Annotated in this window: 19 protein-coding genes and 1 tRNA gene; 2 read left to right on the forward strand and 18 right to left on the reverse strand. The window is 72.3% G+C overall.

Annotation, left to right across the window (positions count from 1 at the left end):
* Nucleotides 1-129: 129 nt before the first annotated feature.
* From rpoZ to pyrR, 10 genes are all read right to left on the reverse strand, one after another.
* Nucleotides 130-390: a DNA-directed RNA polymerase subunit omega gene (gene rpoZ, locus VNM44_RS01380; RefSeq protein ID WP_325621780.1), complete on the reverse strand. Its 261-nt coding sequence runs from the start codon at nt 388-390 to the stop codon at nt 130-132.
* A gap of 44 nt (nt 391-434) precedes the next feature.
* Nucleotides 435-1,061 carry a guanylate kinase gene (gmk, locus tag VNM44_RS01385; protein WP_325621782.1) on the reverse strand — a complete coding sequence of 209 codons (627 nt, stop codon included), beginning with the start codon at nt 1,059-1,061 and terminating at the stop codon, nt 435-437.
* Complete coding sequence (gene mihF, locus VNM44_RS01390) at nt 1,058-1,390, reverse strand: integration host factor, actinobacterial type (protein ID WP_325621784.1); 333 nt, start codon at nt 1,388-1,390, stop codon at nt 1,058-1,060. The genes gmk and mihF overlap by 4 nt, the downstream gene beginning before the upstream one ends.
* A 73-nt stretch (nt 1,391-1,463) precedes the next feature.
* A complete protein-coding gene (locus tag VNM44_RS01395) occupies nt 1,464-2,312 on the reverse strand; it encodes a dihydroorotate dehydrogenase catalytic subunit (RefSeq protein WP_325621786.1) in 849 nt (282 codons plus the stop codon).
* Complete coding sequence (locus VNM44_RS01400) at nt 2,309-2,974, reverse strand: hypothetical protein (RefSeq protein WP_325621788.1); 666 nt, start codon at nt 2,972-2,974, stop codon at nt 2,309-2,311. The genes VNM44_RS01395 and VNM44_RS01400 overlap by 4 nt, the downstream gene beginning before the upstream one ends.
* Nucleotides 2,975-2,977: 3 nt before the next feature.
* The gene (gene carB, locus VNM44_RS01405) at nt 2,978-6,049 is read right to left on the reverse strand and encodes a carbamoyl-phosphate synthase large subunit (RefSeq protein WP_325621790.1); all 3,072 of its coding nucleotides are present in this window, start codon (nt 6,047-6,049) and stop codon (nt 2,978-2,980) included.
* Nucleotides 6,039-7,094: a glutamine-hydrolyzing carbamoyl-phosphate synthase small subunit gene (carA, locus tag VNM44_RS01410; RefSeq protein ID WP_325621792.1), complete on the reverse strand. Its 1,056-nt coding sequence runs from the start codon at nt 7,092-7,094 to the stop codon at nt 6,039-6,041. The genes carB and carA overlap by 11 nt, the downstream gene beginning before the upstream one ends.
* Nucleotides 7,091-8,368: a dihydroorotase gene (locus VNM44_RS01415; RefSeq protein WP_325621794.1), complete on the reverse strand. Its 1,278-nt coding sequence runs from the start codon at nt 8,366-8,368 to the stop codon at nt 7,091-7,093. The genes carA and VNM44_RS01415 overlap by 4 nt, the downstream gene beginning before the upstream one ends.
* Nucleotides 8,368-9,321 (reverse strand): aspartate carbamoyltransferase catalytic subunit, encoded by a 954-nt coding sequence (locus VNM44_RS01420; RefSeq protein WP_325621796.1) that lies wholly within the window; start codon nt 9,319-9,321, stop codon nt 8,368-8,370. Before VNM44_RS01420 ends, VNM44_RS01415 begins: the two co-directional genes overlap by 1 nt.
* Nucleotides 9,318-9,911: a bifunctional pyr operon transcriptional regulator/uracil phosphoribosyltransferase PyrR gene (gene pyrR, locus VNM44_RS01425; RefSeq protein ID WP_325621798.1), complete on the reverse strand. Its 594-nt coding sequence runs from the start codon at nt 9,909-9,911 to the stop codon at nt 9,318-9,320. Before pyrR ends, VNM44_RS01420 begins: the two co-directional genes overlap by 4 nt.
* 129 nt (nt 9,912-10,040) lie before the next feature.
* On the opposite strand from pyrR, the gene VNM44_RS01430 reads away from it, so the two are divergent.
* On the forward strand, nt 10,041-12,086 hold the full coding sequence (locus VNM44_RS01430) for a hypothetical protein (protein WP_325621801.1): 2,046 nt from the start codon (nt 10,041-10,043) through the stop codon (nt 12,084-12,086).
* Between the two features lie 7 nt (nt 12,087-12,093).
* Here the strand turns inward: VNM44_RS01430 and VNM44_RS01435 are convergent, their stop codons facing one another.
* The 8 genes from VNM44_RS01435 to VNM44_RS01470 form a co-directional block, all read right to left on the reverse strand.
* Nucleotides 12,094-12,324, reverse strand: a complete 231-nt coding sequence (locus VNM44_RS01435; RefSeq protein WP_325621803.1) for a hypothetical protein — start codon at nt 12,322-12,324, stop codon at nt 12,094-12,096.
* On the reverse strand, nt 12,321-13,301 hold the full coding sequence (gene rnz, locus VNM44_RS01440) for a ribonuclease Z (RefSeq protein ID WP_325621805.1): 981 nt from the start codon (nt 13,299-13,301) through the stop codon (nt 12,321-12,323). The genes VNM44_RS01435 and rnz overlap by 4 nt, the downstream gene beginning before the upstream one ends.
* 70 nt (nt 13,302-13,371) lie before the next feature.
* Entirely contained in the window at nt 13,372-13,629 is a 258-nt protein-coding gene (locus VNM44_RS01445) for a LysM peptidoglycan-binding domain-containing protein (protein ID WP_325621807.1), read from the reverse strand.
* A 65-nt stretch (nt 13,630-13,694) separates the two neighbouring features.
* Nucleotides 13,695-15,146 carry a hypothetical protein gene (locus tag VNM44_RS01450; protein WP_325621809.1) on the reverse strand — a complete coding sequence of 484 codons (1,452 nt, stop codon included), beginning with the start codon at nt 15,144-15,146 and terminating at the stop codon, nt 13,695-13,697.
* A 63-nt stretch (nt 15,147-15,209) separates the two neighbouring features.
* Nucleotides 15,210-16,238 (reverse strand): DUF1611 domain-containing protein, encoded by a 1,029-nt coding sequence (locus VNM44_RS01455; RefSeq protein ID WP_325621811.1) that lies wholly within the window; start codon nt 16,236-16,238, stop codon nt 15,210-15,212.
* Nucleotides 16,225-17,229, reverse strand: a complete 1,005-nt coding sequence (locus tag VNM44_RS01460; RefSeq protein WP_325621813.1) for a dipeptide epimerase — start codon at nt 17,227-17,229, stop codon at nt 16,225-16,227. Before VNM44_RS01460 ends, VNM44_RS01455 begins: the two co-directional genes overlap by 14 nt.
* Before the next feature lie 10 nt (nt 17,230-17,239).
* Complete coding sequence (locus VNM44_RS01465) at nt 17,240-17,578, reverse strand: cytochrome c (RefSeq protein WP_325621814.1); 339 nt, start codon at nt 17,576-17,578, stop codon at nt 17,240-17,242.
* Nucleotides 17,578-18,051, reverse strand: coding sequence for a DUF6529 family protein (locus tag VNM44_RS01470; protein ID WP_325621817.1), 474 nt, complete (start codon nt 18,049-18,051; stop codon nt 17,578-17,580). The genes VNM44_RS01465 and VNM44_RS01470 overlap by 1 nt, the downstream gene beginning before the upstream one ends.
* A 61-nt stretch (nt 18,052-18,112) precedes the next feature.
* On the opposite strand from VNM44_RS01470, the gene VNM44_RS01475 reads away from it, so the two are divergent.
* Nucleotides 18,113-18,185, forward strand: a tRNA-Arg gene (locus VNM44_RS01475).
* Nucleotides 18,186-18,524 lie beyond the last annotated feature (339 nt).

Genomic DNA, 18,524 nt, shown 5'->3' on the forward strand with positions numbered 1-18,524 from the left:
ACACGCATACTCTCTCGCGTTCGCAGGCAGAAATCCGCCAAGCGGATTCCCGCCGCTCGGATCCCCGCCTTCAGCGGGGCAGATCCCTGAGGGGGTCCGCTCGCGCGGCCGCAACCGCGAAGCCGCTGCCTACGACGCGGACGCGTCGTACGCGAACTTCAGCTTGCCCCGGGCGATCTCCTCCATGGACATCGTCAGGTAGTTCTTGGAGCGAGACTCGACGAGCGGCGGGGGCGCGTCCTCCAGCCCGAGGCCCTCGCCGAGCTGGTGGTGGTAGTTGTTGATCTGACGGGCCCGCTTCGCGGCCATGATCACGAGCGCGTACCGCGACGGCGGATCCGTCTCGGTGGCCGTGTGGGGCAGGAGCTCGTCGATGCGTGGCTCGATCATCGGTGCGCCATGCTACCTGCGACCGGCGGCCGCGTGTTCACGGGTTACGCCTGCTCCGCCCGGGAACCGCCCGCGACCGACGAGAGAGCGAGCTCTCGTTCCACGATCGCGGACAGCACTTCGGCCGCGCGCGTGACGTCGTCGTTGCGGACCATGTAGCGGAACCGATGGGCCTGCTCGAGCTGGTAGCGGGCGAGCGTGATGCGGTCCTCGATCTCGCCCGTCGACTCCGTCGCGCGTTCGCGCAGGCGCCGCTCGAGCTCCTCGACATCGGCGGAGATGAAGATCGTGCAGGCGCCCGGCACCTCCTCCTGGACGTGCAGCGCCCCGTCGAGCTCGAGCTCCAGGACACAGACATGGCCGTTGTCGGCGATCCGCTCGATCTCCGAGCGCAGCGTTCCGTAGCGCTTGCGCGACACGTACTCCACCCATTCGAGGAACTCCCCGTGCCCGACACGCGTCGCGAAGTCGTCCTCGCCGAGGAACCAGTACTCGCGGCCGTTCTCCTCGCCTGCGCGGATGGGCCGCGTCGTCGCGGAGATCGCGACCTCGAGCTCGGGCAGCCGCTCGACCAGCAGCCGAATCAGCGTGCCCTTGCCCGCGCCGGACGGCCCTGTGACGACGAAGACCGGCCGCACCGCCGGGGCCCGGCCGCCGTGGCCGGGGCTCACCTCTGGTTGAACAGATTGACGAGCTCGGCCCGCTGCCGCTCGGAGAGGCCGCCGACCGTCTTCGACTGACTGATGCGACACTGGTTCAGGAGCCGCGCCGCCTTCACGCGACCGAACTTCGGGACCGCCATCAGCATGTCGAAGACCTTCGCGGTCGACACGTAGTCGGGCGGATCCAGCAGGATCGACTCGATCTGGACGCTGCCGTCCTTCAGGTCCTTCTTGAGCTGGGCGCGCCGCACGCGGATGTCGTTCGCACGCTGGAGGGCTTCCATCCGCTGATCGAGCGACCGGGCCGGGGCCTGGGCGTGCGTCTTCGACGTGACCATGTGAGGCGCCGAGTCTAGCACTGTCCGGAGTCGAAGCAAGCAGTACCGTTTTCGGCTCTTTGCAGGCTCTTTTCTACCTTGACAACGGCGTCTTCAGCGCCGTCGACGGAATCGCGTGGCGGCGGGCGGCCACTTCGGCCCCGAGCTCTGCGCGGACACGGGCGGGCGCGAACGGGTCCGCGAAGAGGACGGTTCCGAGCGCGACGGCGCTCGCGCCTGCGGCGACGAGCTCGAGGGCGTCGAGCCCCGACCTGACACCGCCCATCCCCACGATCGGGACGTCGACGGCCGCCGCGCAGGCGTGGACGCAGGCAAGAGCGACGGGCTTGAGCGCCGGACCGGAGTACCCGCCGAGCTGGAGGCCGAGCCGCGGCGTCATCGTGGCCGGGTCGAGCGCGAGCCCCCGGATCGTGTTGACGAGCGACAGGCCGTCCGCCCCGGCGTCCACGACGGCGCGCGCGGCGGCTGCGACGTCCCACTGCGCGGGCGAGAGCTTCGCGTAGAGGGTCTTGGAGGTCGTGGCGCGCGCCGCTGCGACGAGCTCGGCAGCCGTCTCGGGCGCTTCCTCGACGTTGGGACACGAGAGGTTGAGCTCGATCGCGGCGACCCGCTCGTCGCCCTCCAGCTCGTCGCAGCAACGGCGGAAGTCCTCCGCGGAGAAGCCTCCGACCGAGACCCACAGCGTGGTGCCGAGCTCCGCGAGCCGCGGCAGGTGCTCGGCGACGAACGTGTCGATTCCAGGCCCCTGGAGGCCGATGGAGTTGAGCATCCCGTGGTCGGTCTCGGCGATGCGTACGGGTGGGTTCCCGCGCCGGGGCTCGGGGGTGATCGTCTTCGTGACGAACACGTCGAGCGACCGCGCGACGTCGGGAGCGACGAGCGCGTCGAGGCAGCCCGAGGCGTTGAGGATCGGGACGGTCATGCGACAGCCCTCAGTACCGGTCCCTCGATGCACAGCCTGCGGTAGGCGCCGTCGAGCTCGACGACGCACCCGTAGCAGGCGCCGTAGCCGCACGCCATCGGCGCCTCGCGGGCGAGTTGCGACGCAGGCGCCAGTCGCTCCAGCGCGTCCAGCATCGGCTCGGGGCCGCACGCGAGCACGTCGCCCGGATCGTCCGGCAGCGCGTCCGTGACGAAAGTCGGGTCGAGCACCACCTCTGCGTTCGGGACGAGTGCTGCGGCCTCCGCGTGGTGCGCCGTCCGGAAGCCAAGCAGCGCCGGCGGCCCGCCGAGGCGCTCCGAGAGGTAGGGAAACGGCGCGATCCCGATGCCCCCGCCGACGAGCAGCGGTCGGGGGACGGTGAGGTCGAAGCCGTTCCCGAGCGGGCCGGTGACACGGATCGTGTCGCCGCGCTCGAGCCGCGCGATCGCGATCGTCCCCGGCCCGATCGGGTCGACGAGGAATCCGAGCTCGCCCTTCGGCGCGATGCAGAGCGAGAACGGACGCGGCAGCACGCGGCCGGGAGCCTCGAGCATGAAGAACTGCCCGGGCGTGCCGGCCTCGAGCTGGCCACGCCCCAGGCGAACGAGGCTGTATGGGCCGACCGCCTCGCTGCCACGTACCGTGAGCCGTTCGCTACGCACGCTCTACTGATGGTTTCCGGCAGAGACGGAAACCAGGCGCTCCTGCAGGGACATCGTCGCCTCGGCACGGGCATTCGCGATCGCGTGGACGGCGGCGGCGGCGCCTGCGACGGTGGTGATGCACGGGACGCGCGCCACGAGCGCCGCCTCGCGGATCAGGTAGCCGTCGGCGCGGGCCCCGGACCCCTGAGGCGTGTTCACGACGACGTTGCAGCGGTGCTCGCGGATCAGGTCGACCACCGTCGGGTCGCCGGGCCCCGCCTCGGCCACCTTCCCCACCTCCTCGACCTCGAGACCTGCGGCGCGGAGCGTGCGCGCGGTTCCCTCCGTCGCGACGAGCTCGAAGCCGAGGCCGGCGAGCGCGGCCGCGATGGGCGCGATGCTCGCCTTGTCGGCGTCGCGCACGGAGAGGAACGCTGTCCCGGACGTCGGCAGCGGCCGGCCGGCGGCCCGCTCGGCCTTTGCAAATGCGGTCGGCAGGTCGGATGCGGTCGCCATCACCTCGCCCGTCGAGCGCATCTCGGGCCCGAGCACCGGGTCGGCGCCGGAGAAGCGGGCGAACGGCAGCACGGCCGCCTTCACGCTCACCTCGGCCGGCCTCGGCGGCTCCAGCCCGAGGTCGGCGAGCTTGTCGCCGTGTGCCAGCCGGCAGGCGGCCTCGACGAGGTTGACGCCGGTCGCCTTGCTCGCGAAGGGGACGGTTCGCGACGCGCGTGGATTCGCCTCGAGGACGTACACGGTCGAGTCCGCGATCGCGAGCTGGACGTTGAGCAGCCCGACCACGCCGAGCGCGGGACCCAGCCGCCTGACGACGTGCTCGACCTCGAGCGCGTTGGCGAGCGTCAGCGACTGCGCGGGGAGGACGCATGAGGAGTCGCCCGAGTGGACGCCTGCCTCCTCGACGTGCTGCATCACGGCGCCGATGTGGACGTCCGTCCCGTCGCAGAGCGCGTCGACGTCGATCTCGATCGCGTTCTCGACGAACCGGTCGATCAGCACCGGCCCGCTCACCGCGGTCATGGCGGCACGGAGATCGTCCTCGCCGTCGCAGATCCGCATCGCGCGGCCGCCGAGCACGTAGGAAGGGCGGACGAGGACGGGATAGCCGATCTCTCCTGCGGCGGCGAGCGCCTCGTCGGCGCCCTCGACGGTCGACCACGGCGGGCAGCGGACGCCGAGGTCGCGCGCCAGTGCGCCGAAGCGCTCGCGGTCCTCGGCGAGGTCGATGGCGTCGTGCGGGGTGCCGAGGATCCGGTACCCGGCGGCCTCGATGTGGCGCGCCAGCCGGAGCGGCGTCTGGCCGCCGAACTGCGTGACGACCCCGACGGGACGCTCGCGGTCGAGGACGGCGAGCACCTCCTCGGGCGAGAGCGGCTCGAAGTAGAGACGGTCGGAGGTGTCGTAGTCCGTCGAGACCGTCTCCGGGTTGCAATTGACCATCACCGCCTCGTAGCCGAGCGAGCGGAACGTCTGCACTGCGTGGACGCAGCAGTAGTCGAACTCGATTCCCTGCCCGATCCGGTTGGGGCCCGAGCCGAGGATCACGACGCGCGGCTTTGTCGCGGCGGGCGGGCCCTCGTCCTCCTCGCCCCAGGTCGAGTAGAGGTAGTTCGAGGCCGCCTCGACCTCGCCGCCGCACGAGTCGACCCGGCGGTAGGCCGGCTTGATTCCCCGCGCGTAGCGGGTCCGCCGCACGTCCTCGCCCGAGGTCCCCCAGGCGGCGCCGATCGAGTCGTCCCCCCATCCCGCCCGCTTCGCGCGGCGGATGTCGCCGGTGCGCAGCTCCCGCTTCGCCGCCTCGAGCTGCCCCACGAACCACGGGTGGAGGCCCTCCGGCAGGTCGTCGATCGTCGCCCACGGTGTCCGCGAGCCGGGCTCGAGCTCCCGCGAGCCGAACGCCTTGAGGAAGGCCTCGGTGAACGTGCGGCCGATCCCCATCGCCTCGCCCACCGACTTCATCTGCGTCCCGAGCGTCACGTCGGCCCCCGGGAACTTCTCGAACGCGAAGCGCGGGAACTTGACGACGACGTAGTCGAGGGTCGGCTCGAAGCTCGCGGGCGTCGTCTTCGTGAGGTCGTTCGGGATCTCGTCGAGCGTGTAGCCGACCGCGAGCTTCGCGGCGACCTTCGCGATCGGGTACCCCGTCGCCTTCGACGCGAGCGCCGACGACCGGGAGACGCGCGGGTTCATCTCGATCACGCGCAGCTCGCCCGTGTCGCGGTGTCGCGCGAACTGGATGTTCGAGCCTCCCGTCTCCACGCCGACCGCCCGGATCACGGCGGCCGCCGCGTCGCGGAGCTCCTGGTAGGCCTCGTCCGAGAGCGTCATCTGCGGCGCCACCGTCACGGAGTCGCCTGTGTGCACGCCCATCGGGTCGAGGTTCTCGATCGAGCAGACGATCACGACGTTGTCCGCCCGGTCGCGGATCACCTCGAGCTCGAACTCGTCCCAGCCGCGGATCGACTGCTCGACCAGGACCTGGCCGATCGGCGACTCGCTGAGCCCGCGCTCGACCTGACGCCGCAGCGCGGCCTCGTCGTCGGCGAAGCCGCCCCCGTGGCCGCCGAGGGTGAACGCCGGTCGCACGACCGCGGGCACCGGCGCGCCGTCGAGGTCGCCGAGCGACTCGACGATCCGCGACTCGGGGACGGCGAGGCCGCAGCCCTGCACCGCTTCGCGGAACAGCTGGCGGTCCTCCGCGCGGCGGATCACGTCGACGCGCGCGCCGAGCAGCTCGACGCCCAGCTCCTCGAGGACGCCGGCGGCCTCGAGCTCGATCGCGAGGTTGAGCGCCGTCTGCCCGCCGAGCGTCGGGAGGAGTGCGTCCGGACGCTCGCGGCGGAGCACGTCGGCGACGCCCTCGAGGTCGAGCGGCTCGATGTAGGTGCGGTCGGCGAACCCCGGGTCGGTCATGATCGTCGCAGGGTTCGAGTTCACGACGATCGTCCGGTAGCCGTCCTCCCGGAGCACCTTCAGCGCCTGGCACCCCGCGTAGTCGAACTCGCATGCCTGACCGATCACGATCGGCCCCGACCCGATCACGCAGATCGAGTGGAGGTCGCGCCTAGCCGGCACTTGCGAGCTCCTTCACCCAGCGTTCGAGGATCGGCCAGGCGTCGTGGGGGCCTGGCCCGGCCTCGGGGTGGAACTGCACCGACTGCGCACGGAGCTCGGGAAACGAGAACCCCTCGACCGTGCCGTCGTAGAGCGAGACGTGGGTCTCCTCGGTGCCCTCCGTCGGGACGACCGCAAACCCGTGGTTCTGGCTCGTGACGAGCACGCGGCCGCTGCGCTTGTCGAGCACCGGGTGATTGGCGCCGCGGTGGCCGAACGGCAGCTTCGTCGTCTCGTGATCGGTCGCGAGCCCCATCAGCTGGTGGCCGAGGCAGATGCCGAGCATCGGCACGCGTCCGAGCGTCTCCCGGACGACGCGCGTCTCCTCGACGAGCGGCGCGGGGTCGCCGGGGCCGTTCGAGAGCAGGACACCGTCGTGTGAGGCGAGGTCGTCCGGGTCGCAGACGTGCGGGTACACGGTCACGGCCGCGCCCGCGGCTGCGAGGCGCCGGAGGATCGACCGCTTGAGGCCGTAGTCGACCACGGCGACACGCACCTGTCCCTCGTCCGAGGCGACGTACGGCGCGGGTGTCGAGACGTTGGCGACGAGCGCCGATCCTTCCATCCTCGGCTGCGCTCGCACCTGCTCGAGGGCTTCGGCGGGCACGAGCGTGCGCTCGTCGGCGACCGCCATCCCGCGCATCGCGCCCTCCTCGCGGAGGCGCAGGGTCAGGCCGCGGGTGTCGATCTCGTCGAGCGCGACGATCCCGCGCTCCGCGAGCCAGAGCGCCCAGTCCTCGCCGCCGAGGCGGCGCATCAGCACGGCGCGCGCATGGGGCGTCTCGGACTCGAGCCGACAGTCGGCGACACCGTAGTTCCCGACCATCGGCGCGGTGAAGCACACGAGCTGGCCGGCGTAGCTCGGGTCGGTCACCGTCTCCTGGTAGCCGGTCATGCCGGTCGTGAAGACCACCTCGCCGAACGCCGCGCCCTCCGCCGCGACGGAGCGCCCCGGGAAGAGCGTGCCGTCCTCGAGGAGGAGGTAGCCGGCGGCGCGCGTGCTCACGCGGCGAAGACCACCCGGCCGTCGGCCACCGTCTTGACGACGGCGCCCGTCAAGGTCCGACCGAGGAGCCACGAGTTCGCAGAGCGCGAGCGGAAGCCGTCCTCGCGAACCGTCCACTCGCTGTCGAGGTCGAGCAGGACGAGGTTCGCGCGCTCGCCGACGGCGATCCGGGGAACGGGCAGGCCGAGCGCGCGCGCCGGCCCGGCCGACATCCTCTCCAGGATCGTCGCGAGGGGCACCTCGCCCGTCCGGACGAGGAAGGTGTTGAGCGCGGCGAAGGCGGTCTCGAGGCCGATCACCCCGAACGGCGCCTCCTCGAAGGGTGCATCCTTCTCGTGTCGGGCATGAGGGGCGTGGTCGGTCGCGACGCAGTCGATCGTCCCGTCGAGCAGGCCCTCGACGAGCGCCCTGCGGTCGTCCTCGGTGCGGAGCGGCGGGTTCATCTTCACGTTCGCGTCGAGCGTACGGACCACCTCGTCGGTCGTGCAGAGGTGGTGGGGGCTCGCCTCGGCGCTCACGCGGACACCGGCCGCTCGTGCGCGCCGGACGGCATCCACCGACTCGGTCGCGGAGAGGTGCTGCAGGTGCACCGGCCGGCCTTCGTACGCGGCGAGCGCGAGGTCTCGCGCGACCATCAGGCTCTCGGCGACCGACGGCCAGCCGGTCAGCCCGAGCTCGGCCGAGATGCGTCCCTCGTGCATCTGGCCGCCGCTCGAGAGGCTCGGCTCCTCGCAGTGCAAGGCGAGCGGCCGGTCGGCGACCGCGCTGTATGCGAGCGCGCGGCGCATCAGGCCCGCCGACACGACAGGTCTTCCGTCATCGGTGAACGCGATCGCGCCCGCCGCTGCGAGCTCCGCCATCTCCGTCAGCTCCTCCCCGCGCTGACCCTTCGAGATCGCGGCGGTGAAGCCCGTCGGGATCACTGCCTCCTCGTGCGCCCGCTCGACGAGGGACTGGAGCACCGCCGCCGTGTCGACGACCGGCTCGGTGTTCGGCATCGCGACGATCGCGCAGTACCCGCCCGCGGCCGCCGCCTCCGTGCCCGAGGCGATCGTCTCCTCGTCCTCACGGCCGGGCGTGCGGAGATGAACGTGCGGGTCGACGAACGCCGGTGCGAGGACGAGGCCCTCCGGGGCCGCGGAGACGCTCTCGACCGCTGTCACGATGCCGTCCTCCACGGTCACTTTCGCCGGCCCCTCGAGCCCCGCAACAGGGTCGATCGCGCGGGCGCGGATCGTCAGCGAGTCGAGCCGCCCGTTGCGGCAGGTGAGCATCACGCGACCTCCAGCACGGATGCGGCGACCGCGCTCGGGAGCCCGGGCGCCGTCAACAGGTCGTAGAGCACCGCCATCCGCACGACGAGGCCCGAGCGCACCTGGGTCGTGACCAGCGAGGCGTCCGAGTCGGCCACGCGCGGGTCGATCTCGACTCCCCGGTTCATCGGGCCGGGATGCATGACGACCTGCCCGGGCCGCACGCGCCCGGGCGTGACGCCGTAGAGCGCCGTGTACTCGCGGAGCGACGGCACGTACGCCGCCTCCATGCGCTCGGCCTGCATGCGGAGGACGTAGACGACGTCCGCGTCGGCGATCGTCTCGATCGAGTGGCTGACCGAGCAGCCGAGGGCCTCGATGCCCCGCGGCAGCAGCGTCGGCGGGGCAACGAGGACGGCGTCCGCGCCGACCAGCACGAGCGCCTCGACGAGGGAGCGGGCGACCCGCGAATGGAGGACGTCCCCGACGATCGCGACGCTGACGCCGTCGAGGCGCCCGAGGGCCTCGCGGATCGTGTAGAGGTCGAGCAGCGCCTGCGTCGGATGCTGGTGCTTGCCGTCGCCGGCGTTCACGACGTGCGCCGCCGTCGCGCCCGCGACGAGATGGGGCGCGCCGATGTGCGGATGGCGGATCACGATCACGTCCGGGTCGTACGCGGCGAGCGTGAGCGCGGTGTCGCGCAGCGACTCGCCCTTGTCGACGGACGAGCCCGAGGCGCGGAGCACCATCGTGTCGGCCGAGAGCCGCTTCGCCGCGAGCTCGAAGCTCGACAGCGTCCGCGTCGACGACTCGTAGAAAAGGTTGACGACGAGCCTGCCGCGGAGGGTCGGCAGCTTCTTGAGCTCGCGGTCGAGCGACCGCTCGAGGCCACGGGCCGTGTCGAGGATCCGTTCGGCGTCGTCCCGCGTCAGGTCGCCGACGCCGAGGAGATGCCTCCTGTTCCGCTCGGTCATGCTCCCTCCTCCTCTCCAGCAGGCTCGAGCAGGACGCGGTCGCGCCCGTCCACCTCCACGAGCTCGACGCGCACGCGCTCGCCGAGCGCCGTGGGCAGGTTCTTGCCGACGTAGTCGGGCCGGATCGGCAGCTCACGGTGCCCTCGGTCGACGAGGACCGCGAGCTGGACACGATCCGGTCGCCCGAAGTCGAGCAGCGCGTCGATCGCCGCCCGGATCGTCCGCCCGGTGAAGAGCACATCGTCGACGAGCACGCACGTCCGGCCCTCGAGCGCGAAGTCGAGCTCTGTCCCGCGGACGACCGGATGCGTGTGACGCGGCTCTGCGCGCCCACGGACCATGACGTCGTCGCGGTGGAACGAGATGTCGACGGCTCCGAGCGCGGGCTCGACGCCGCTCCGCTCGGCGACGAGGTACTGGAGCCGCCGCGCGAGCGGGACGCCGCGCGTGTGGATCCCGACGAGCGCGAGCTCGGACAGGTCGTCGGCGCGCTCGATGAGCTCGTGCGCGAGCCGCGCCAGCGTCCGCGCCAGGCCGTCAGCGTCGAGAATCTCGCGCGCGGCGTCGCGCGCGGGTGAATCGGTGTGCATGTCGAGCTCCTTCCCGGCCTCACCGGACCGGCTTAAAGGGACGGCGCGAGTCTAGCGGGCCCGTCTGCCGGACTCCCTCCAGCACGACGACCTCGCACGGCGCAGCTCCCGGACCGCAAGGATCCCTCCGTGACCGGCTCGGAGACGGCGACGGCGGGAGCCCCCCAGGCCCGCCGCGTTCCGCACGCGGCGCTCGCGGTGGCCGGACTGGTCGTCGCGTCGACCGTGACTCGCTTCGCGGCCGCGCAGGCGTTCACCACGCCGTGGATCGCGCCCGACGAGATGGTCTACGGGATGATCGGGGAGGGTCTCTGGACCCACGGCACCCTGACGCTCCGCTCGCTCCCGTCGCCGTACTACAGCCTCCTCACGCCCGCGCTCGTCGGTGCCCCGCTCGCCGCGTTCGACCTGGACACGGGCATCCAGTGGGCTCGCCTGCTGCAGTCGCTCGCGATGTCGCTCGTCGCCGTCCCGACGTTCGCCTGGACGCGGCGTGTCGCCACGACCGGGTGGGCGATCGCCGCCGCCGCGCTGGTCCTCACCACGCCGGCGCTGCACTACGCGGGCTTCCTCATGACGGAGCCGCTGACGCTGACCGTCGTGACGGCGGCGCTCTACATGCTCGCGCGCGCGATCGCGGAGCCGTCGATGTGGCGCTACGGCGTCTTCGTCGCCTGGGCCACCGCCGCGGCCGCCGTCCGTCTCCAGGCGCTCGTCCTCCTCCCCGCGTTCCTCCTCGCGGCGGTGATCGACTCGCTCGCGGCACGCGACCGGGCGCGGCTGCGGCCGCTCCTCTGGTTCGGCGCTTTCGCGGCCTTCGCTGCCATCGTCGTCGGCATCGCGATCGTGGCCACCGGCGGCGAGCTCTCGTCGCGACGGCTGCTGGGCGCCTACACGCCGGTGGGAGAGGCGGGCGTCGTCGCGGGCGGCCGGCTCCAGGAGGTGCTGTGGCATGCCTTCGCAATCGCGGTCCTCGGGCTCGGGGCGACCGCGATCGCGACCGCCGTGGTGGCGTGGCGCGTGCTGTCCGGCCGCGACCGGGATCCGGCAACACGAGCCTTCGTCTCGACGACCCTCGCCTATGTCGGCCTGCTCGTCGTGCAGGTAGGGCTCTTCTCTGCCGTGTTCGTGGGCACGGTCGCCGAGCGGTACCTGATGACCGCGTGGCCGCCGCTCGTCGTCGGCACCGCGGTGTGGGTGTCGCGCGGCGCTCCGCGCGCGGTCTGGGTCGTCGCCGCCGTGGGAGCCGCGATCGTGGCGGGAGCAGCGCTCGTCCCGATCGACCAGCTGGCGTCTCCGACGACGCTACCGAACACCCCCACGCCGGCCGTGCTCGACGCGCTCGGAAACGGGTGGGGCCGCGCAGCGCTCGTCGTCGTGGCGCTCGCCGCCGTGGCGCTCGTCGCCCTGCTTCCGCAGCGCCTCGCGTCGGTGGCGCTGGTCGCCGTCGGCGTCGGCCTGGCGCTCCTCTCCGTCGACTCGGGCCGTCGCATCGCCGACGCCTCGGCGCACGAGCAACGGGTCGCGCTGGGGTCGGAGCCGCCCTCCTGGCTCGACGACGCGGGCGTGCGCGACGCGACGCTCCTCCTGACGGGCGATCAGCTGTGGACCACGACCGCCCGCACGATCTTCTGGAACCGCGCGATCGACGAGGCGATTCGCGTCGCGCCGGAGACGACGCCGTTTCCCCCGCTGACGACGTCGGTCGACATCGGTCCGGACGGCGTGTTGCGGACCGCCGACGGCTCCCCGCTCGACCGTGACGTCGTCGTGGCGCCGTCGACCTTCACGCTCGCGGGCGACCGCATTGCCGAGCGTCAGGTGGGCGACAGCGAGGCGCAGGGCTTCGTCGCGTGGCGGACGAACGGCCCGGTGCGGGTCGTCCTGCGGCGCGAGGGGTTCCTCCCGAACGGCGACTTCACGGGGAGGGCGCTCGTCACCGTGTACGGCTGCCGGCCGGGGACGCTCGACCTGACGATCCTCGGCAAGACCGGCGACCCCGTCGCGGTCGGGATCGACGGGATCGCGGTGGCGCAGCTCGAGACGCCGGCCGGCGCGGCCGTGACCCATCGCGTCGCGACCCCGCCGTACGCGGACGGGTCGCGACCCTGCGTCTTCGCGCTCGACAACCCCGGTTACGCCGGGTCGACGACGATCGCGTTCTCGCCGTCCTGACGCCCGCTCAGCCGGGCAGCTGGTCGTCCGGCTCGGTCAGCGCCTCGATCGCGTCGCGCGCGGCGTCGAGTGCGTCCGCCGAGACGAGGACACGCACCGGGACGTCGCCATGCGCCTCCGGATCCTCCTCGACCCCGCCCTCGAGAGCGGCCTCGATGCCCGCACGGGTCAGGAGGGCCTGCAACTCCTCCGCCTCGTCGACGCTCCCTGCGACCGCAACCTGGACGAGCTCGCTCATGCGGCGGACCCTACATCCTCTCGCGGGCCGCGTCTGCCGCCGCGCGCCACGAGCTTCGGTGCCCCGCGCTCCGGCAGCGGAACCTCGAGCAGGTCGAAGTCACGCGGGACGACCGTCTGCGGGAACAGTGCCCGGGCCTCCTCCGCGACCTCGGACACCGAGTAGCGAGCCGAGAGGTGCGTCAGCGCGAGCAAGCCGACACCCGCCTCGCGGGCGACGAGCGCCGCCTCGGCGGCGGTCGAGTGCTCGGTCTCGCGGGCCCGCGCCCGCTCGTCCGCGAGAAACGTCGCCTCGTGGACGAGCACGTCCGCTCCGTCGGCCGCTTCGACGACCGACTTCGCGGGTGCCGTGTCGCCGGTCAGCACAACCGACCTCCCGAGGCGGGCGAGCCCCACCACCTCGTCCGGCCGGACGACCCGGCCGCCCTCGAGTGTGACGGCCTCGCCGCGCTGGAGTGCGCCCCGAGCCGGCCCGTCGGGGACGCCGAGCGCGTCGGCCGCTTCGACGTCGAAGCGACCGGGTCGCCCGTCTTCGCGGAGCGCGTACCCGATCGCCCCGCCTCCGTGGATCACCGCAAAGGCCTCGATGCGGTAACCGCCGCGCTCGACGACGTCCCCCGGCCGGAGCTCGACGACCTCGAGCTCGTACGGCACGTTGCCGACGACGACGCCCAGCGCGCGGAGCAGTCCGCGCGTGCCCCGCGGGCCGTGCACTGCGACGGGCGCCTCACGGCCCCGCAGCGCGAAGGTCTTCAGCATCCCGGGCAGCCCGAGCACGTGGTCCGCGTGAAGGTGCGTGAGGAAGACGTCTTCGAGGTCGACGAGCCCGATGTCCGAGCGGAGCAGCTGTCGCTGCGTCCCCTCGCCGCAGTCGACGAGCACCCGGTCTCCGCCGCGGCGAAGGAGCGTCGCGGCCGTCCCGCGCGCGGCGGTCGGCGCGGACGCCGAGGTCCCGAGGAAGACGAGATCGAGGTCCACGGGCGCCGATCGTAACCCGCTTCGGCGGCCAGACCCGGACGCCGGTGACTCGCTAGGTCATCACCTCCCCTCAGGACGGGACGACGAGCACCTGGCCGGGCACGATCGTGGTCGACGCGAGCCGGTTGCGCTCGCGGAGCTCCCACACGCCTTCCCGCGGATCGCCCGCGAAGCGGTCGACCGCGATCGACCAGAGCGTGTCGCCGGGCTGGACGCGGTAGCGCTGCTCGGGCCCGCTCGCGCCGGATTCGCCGGCGAACAGCGCCCAGAGCACGAGGACGGCGAGCGCGACGAGCGCGATGCGTCCGATCAGGCCGGTGGCGAACATGTGTTCGATGATGACAGAACGTGTGTTCGCTGTCAAGAGCCAGAGCAACCGGCCGAAAGAGCCAGCTACCGAAGCTGCCGGACGACCGTCGTCGTGCGGGCCGAGTTCGTCTCGGCCACGAGACGCACGGCGAGCGTCACCGCCCCGCCGCGACGGGGAAGCGCGACGGTCGTGCGGCGGTTCTGCGCCACGCTCGCCGTCGCGCACGCCACCCCGATCGCGCGCGCCGCCATCACGCGTCGTGCGCTCGAAAGCGTCTGCGCCCCGGGCAGCAGGCAGACCCGAGCAGACGCCGCTTCCGCGGCGGTGAGGTCGATCGCCACGACGTCCCCGCTCACGCGCGTCACCGGTCGGGCGGCGCCCTGCACCGCGCGCACGGGTCGCCACGCCGCCGGGGCGCCGAGGCACCTGCCGTCGGCAATCGCGGCCGCAACCTCGCCCGCGGCCGGACGGATGGAGCCGTCCGCCCGGTAGAGGCCGGCCTGGAATCCGGTCCGGAGCGCGTCGTCGCGGAAGCCGAAGACGTTCACCTGGGCGATGTCCGGGTCGCAACCCGCACGGCGGACGAGCTCACCGTAGATCGCCGCCTGCGCGGCCTCGGTCGTCACCGGCACGTTCTCCGTCCCGACGTATGCGTCCACGCCCGACGTGTCCACCTGCCAACCGACCTCGTCGAGGTACAGCCGGAGGCCGTCCACGGTCGTCGGCTGCGCTGTCCCCGCGAAGGCGTCCCAGAGCGCCTGCTTGAGACGGTCGAGGTTGACGAACCCGGCGTTCGGCCAGGCGTAGCCACGGCTCAACGGATCCGTCGCCGCGTTCGGATACGGGTGGAAGCTGAGGCCGTCCATCAGCGGCCGCTCCCGACCGCTCGCGCGATACCACGAACCGAGCGCAGCGAGGAACCTGACGGGCGAGGTCGAGACGTTGCTCTTCGCCGTCGGGCGGTCGTTGCCGCGCGGCGAGAGCCCGACGCCGACCACGTTGATCGTCGGGTCGACGCCCTTGAGCGCGTCGTATCCCGCCGCGAGGAAGGGCCCGAACGAGCGGGCCGAGAGCTGTCTCGCGCGCGCGTACTGCGGGCGCCAGAAGGCCGGCTGGTTCGGCTCGTTCCCGACGACGAACTGGCGCACCTCCGGGTAGCGATGCGCGAGCTCCGCGAGCCAGGCGCCGAAGGCTTCCGGGCGGGCGAGACCTGCCTCGATCTCGCGCGGAGGATACGGATAGGTCGCAAAGACGACCGAGAGGCCGGCCGTCCGGGCTGCCGCGACGGTCAGGTCGAGGAGCGTCCGCTCCCCGAGCGCCAACGGATCGCTCGGCTGCCAGCGCACCGTGACGACCGTCTGGCGGAGCCCGAGCGCCGCCATGTCGGCATAGAACGCCGCTCCCGCATCGGGTGCGAACTTCCCGGTGTCGTCGTTCGCCCCGACGTCGGCCCCCGACGCGACCCCTGCCCAGGCCAAGGCCGCGACGACCGCGGCCGCGAGCGACCGGACGCCCCGCTGCCCCCTCTTCCCCACTGCCGCAGACCCCCATGACGACGCCGCCCGCTCCACGCCGGAGCGGCTCGCGATCCTACAGCATCACGCGGACGCGTCGAGCACGGCGTCGAGGAGCGCGTCGGCGCCGTCCCGGACGGGATCGCACGCGGGGAGCCCCGCGTCCTCCGCAGCCGCCGCAACCGCCTCCGCGGCCCCTTGCTCGTCGAGCCCGGCGGTGTTCACGGCGATTCCCGCGACGCGTGCGGGGCGGCGCGGGAGCGCCATGCGCTCGTGGAGCCGCACGAGCTCTCGAAGCGACGGGATGGGATGCCCCGGCGAGCCCTCGATCTCGGTGGCGCCTGCGCGGTGGCAGAGGACGAGCACGTGCGGGACGGAGCCGTGGTACAGCCCGAGCGTGACTCCCGAGTAGGCGGGGTGGATGAGCGACCCCTGTCCCTCGACGAGAAGGAGCTCGCCGCCGCGCCTTCGACCCTCGACCACGAGCTGCTCCGCCGCGCCGGAGAGAAAGTCCGAGACGACTGCGTCCACGGCGATCCCCCACCCGGCGATCGCGATCCCGGTCTGGCCCGTCGGGACGAAGACAGAGGCGATTCCCCGTTCGCGCGCGGCGCGATCGAGCTCGAGCGAGACGGTCATCTTCCCGATCGCACAGTCGGAGCCGACCGTGAGCACGATCCGTGCATCGACGTCGAGGTTGGCGCCCGTCGCGCAGTCGAGGCCGGGTGGCGGCCGGCGCAGGTCGCGCAGCTCTACGCCTGCGTCATCCGCGAGCGGCCGGAGCTCCGGATCGTCGGCCAGCATCTCGTGGAGGCCGTTCTCGATCGAGAGCCCCCGCTCGATACAGCGGCGCAGCAGATCGCGCCACGCGGGCGGGAAGCGGCCGCCCTGCGTCGCCACCCCGACGAGCGCGACCCGGGGGTCGTACGCGAGCGCCGTATCGACGTCGGCGACGATCGGGACACCCGCTTCGCTCTCCCCGGTCCGCGCCGAGTCGAGGATCGCCACGACGTCGGCGCGCCGATAGCGCAGCACGCCGTGCATCGTCTTCCCGTAGTGCGTGTCGGCAGAGAAGCCCTCGGCGAGGATCAGCGTGCGCTCACCCGCAGCCAAGGCCCGCCTCCCCGGACGGGACCTGCACGCCGTCGACGAACGCCGGCCCGGGTGCCGGGTCGTGGGCGAGCAAGAGATTGCCGTCGAGGTCGACGTGGTCGCACAGGGGCGCGACGGCGCAGCCGGCTGCGATCCCCAGCCCGGACTCGATCATGCACCCGAGCATCACGCCGAGCCCGAGAGCGCGTGCGGCGTGCGCCATCCTGATCGCCTCTCGAATCCCACCCGATTTCGCAAGCTTGATGTTGATGCCGTGCGCGACCTCGCGACAGGCCGCGACGTCGGTGAGCGTGTGACAGTCCTCGTCGACGTAGATCGGGATCGGCGACCGCCGCCGGAGCTCTGCGCCGCCGCCGTCTCCCTCCCGCAGCGGCTGCTCGACGTACTCGACACCCAACGACGCGAGTTCCCCGCAGGCGTCGAGCGCCTCGTCGACCGTCCACCATTCGTTCACGTCCGCCTGGAGCGGCAACCGGGTGACGCCCCGCACGGCACGGACCCGCTCGACGTCGAGGCCGTCACCCCCGCCGAGCTTGAGTTTCAACCTTTGGAACCGCGGCGCGGCGACCTCGGCGCGGCGCGCCATGTCGTCCGGGTCACCGAGCCACACGGTCCAGGACGTCGGCGGCCCGGTTCTCGGGTGGCCGAGCAGCCGGTTGACCGACAGGCCGAGCAGCTTCCCCTGGAGGTCGTGGAGGGCCGCATCGAGCGCGGACTTCGCAGCCTGCTCGCCGTCGATCCCGCCGAGCCTCGCGCCGATCTCCTCGAGGGCGAACGGGTCGTCCCCGAGCAGCTCGCCGTGACGCTCGACGAACGCGAGCGCCGACTCCGCGGTCTCACCGTAGCGCTCGATCGGCGCAGCCTCGCCGCGTCCCTCGACGCCGTCGTGCGTCACCGTGACGTGGACGACGTCAGCCCAGTCCTGCGACTCCCGGCTGATCACGAACGTCTGCGCCAGGTACAGGCGGACGATCTCGGCGCGCACCTCCATCGGCGCGAGCCTACTGGGAGATGCCTGCGACGTACGCCGCCACGTCGGCGGCCTCCTGCCCCTCGACCACACCGGCCGGCATGACACCGCGACCCGACGCGACGATCTGCTCGACCTCCGCCGGCTCCAGCCCGACGCCGCGCAGCGAGGGCCCGATTCCGCCCCTCGCGTCCATGCCGTGGCAGCCGGAGCAGTTCACGACGAAGACCTGCCGTCCCCTGAGGGGGTCGCCGGCCACGGAAGCGGCTGGTGCCGCCGCTGGGCTGAACGGATGCCACTTGGCGAGTCCGAATGTCGTCAGCGTGACGGTGACGAGCAGCAGCGGCGGCGCGACCTGTCTCTTCGTCATCAGAAGCCGAACCGCACGTTCGTGAAGTACCAGAGCGCCGAGGTGAGCCAGAGCGTTGCGAGCACCGCGGCGAGCGAGCCGCCGAGCACGGGCAGCACCCAGTGCGGATACGCCTTCCAGCGGATCACGAGCAGCTTCGCCGCCAGGACGCCGTAGACGAACGAGCCCGCGACGACGTGCGCGGTCACCCGCGCATCCGGTGTCTTCCAGCCGAGCATGGTCACGCAGTGGAAAAAGACGGGCAGCGTGAGGAGAACCGCGATCCGTCCGGACCAGCGGTGGATCCGCTTCGCCGTGGCGAACGGAAGCGGGACGACGCGGCGGAGCTTCCCCCACATCCGCGACGCGGTCAGCACTTGCACGATCGCGAGAGCGGCGGCACCCGTCGCGAACCAGGCCTTCGCGGCGATCGTCGACGAGAAGACAGTCTCGACGATGTCCGAGTACGTCGAGCTGACGTCGCCGAGCAGCACGCGTCGAGCCTACGACGAACCAGAAAGGTATGGAAGGCGGCGGTACACTGCGCTCTCCCCGGCGCCCGTAGCTCAGGGGATAGAGCGCGCGCCTCCGGAGCGCGAGGTCGCAGGTTCGATTCCTGCCGGGCGCATGAGCCGGCACACACTGGAAGTTTCGCAAACCCGGCGGCGATGCGGGGTTTGCGTTTGTTTGCAGGCGTTTCGTGCGGTCAGAGGGCCTCCACGGGCGTGACCGGAAATGCCCCGTTTGCGCACCTCGTGCCACCCCCCCCCGTGCTACCCCCGGGATCGGGCCACATCGCGCCGGCGAGCTCGCGGATCTCGTCGACCGTGAACCTGTCCAACCAGTGGTCGGGCATCGCCCGCGTGACCTTAGGCGGCTTCGCGCCGTACCTGCACCGTGAGCACTTCGGGGTCGACCCTCGCTTTCGGTGGCCGCCCCCACGCGTCTACGGACGCAGAATCGTCGG

This window comes from Gaiella sp., assembly GCF_035558935.1.
In the GTDB taxonomy this organism is placed as follows: domain Bacteria; phylum Actinomycetota; class Thermoleophilia; order Gaiellales; family Gaiellaceae; genus Gaiella.

Bases quoted from the DNA above. Each gene is read 5' to 3' on its own strand.
- VNM44_RS01445 (WP_325621807.1), bottom strand. From the start codon at position 13,629: ATGTTCGCCACCGGCCTGATCGGACGCATCGCGCTCGTCGCGCTCGCC.
- VNM44_RS01415 (WP_325621794.1), bottom strand. From the start codon at position 8,368: ATGCTCACCTGCCGCAACGGGCGGCTCGACTCGCTGACGATCCGCGCC.
- VNM44_RS01460 (WP_325621813.1), bottom strand. From the start codon at position 17,229: ATGGAGGTGCGCGCCGAGATCGTCCGCCTGTACCTGGCGCAGACGTTC.
- pyrR (WP_325621798.1), bottom strand. From the start codon at position 9,911: ATGCACACCGATTCACCCGCGCGCGACGCCGCGCGCGAGATTCTCGAC.
- VNM44_RS01420 (WP_325621796.1), bottom strand. From the start codon at position 9,321: ATGACCGAGCGGAACAGGAGGCATCTCCTCGGCGTCGGCGACCTGACG.
- rpoZ (WP_325621780.1), bottom strand. From the start codon at position 390: ATGATCGAGCCACGCATCGACGAGCTCCTGCCCCACACGGCCACCGAG.
- VNM44_RS01395 (WP_325621786.1), bottom strand. From the start codon at position 2,312: ATGACCGTCCCGATCCTCAACGCCTCGGGCTGCCTCGACGCGCTCGTC.
- mihF (WP_325621784.1), bottom strand. From the start codon at position 1,390: ATGGTCACGTCGAAGACGCACGCCCAGGCCCCGGCCCGGTCGCTCGAT.
- VNM44_RS01435 (WP_325621803.1), bottom strand. From the start codon at position 12,324: ATGAGCGAGCTCGTCCAGGTTGCGGTCGCAGGGAGCGTCGACGAGGCG.
- VNM44_RS01465 (WP_325621814.1), bottom strand. From the start codon at position 17,578: ATGACGAAGAGACAGGTCGCGCCGCCGCTGCTGCTCGTCACCGTCACG.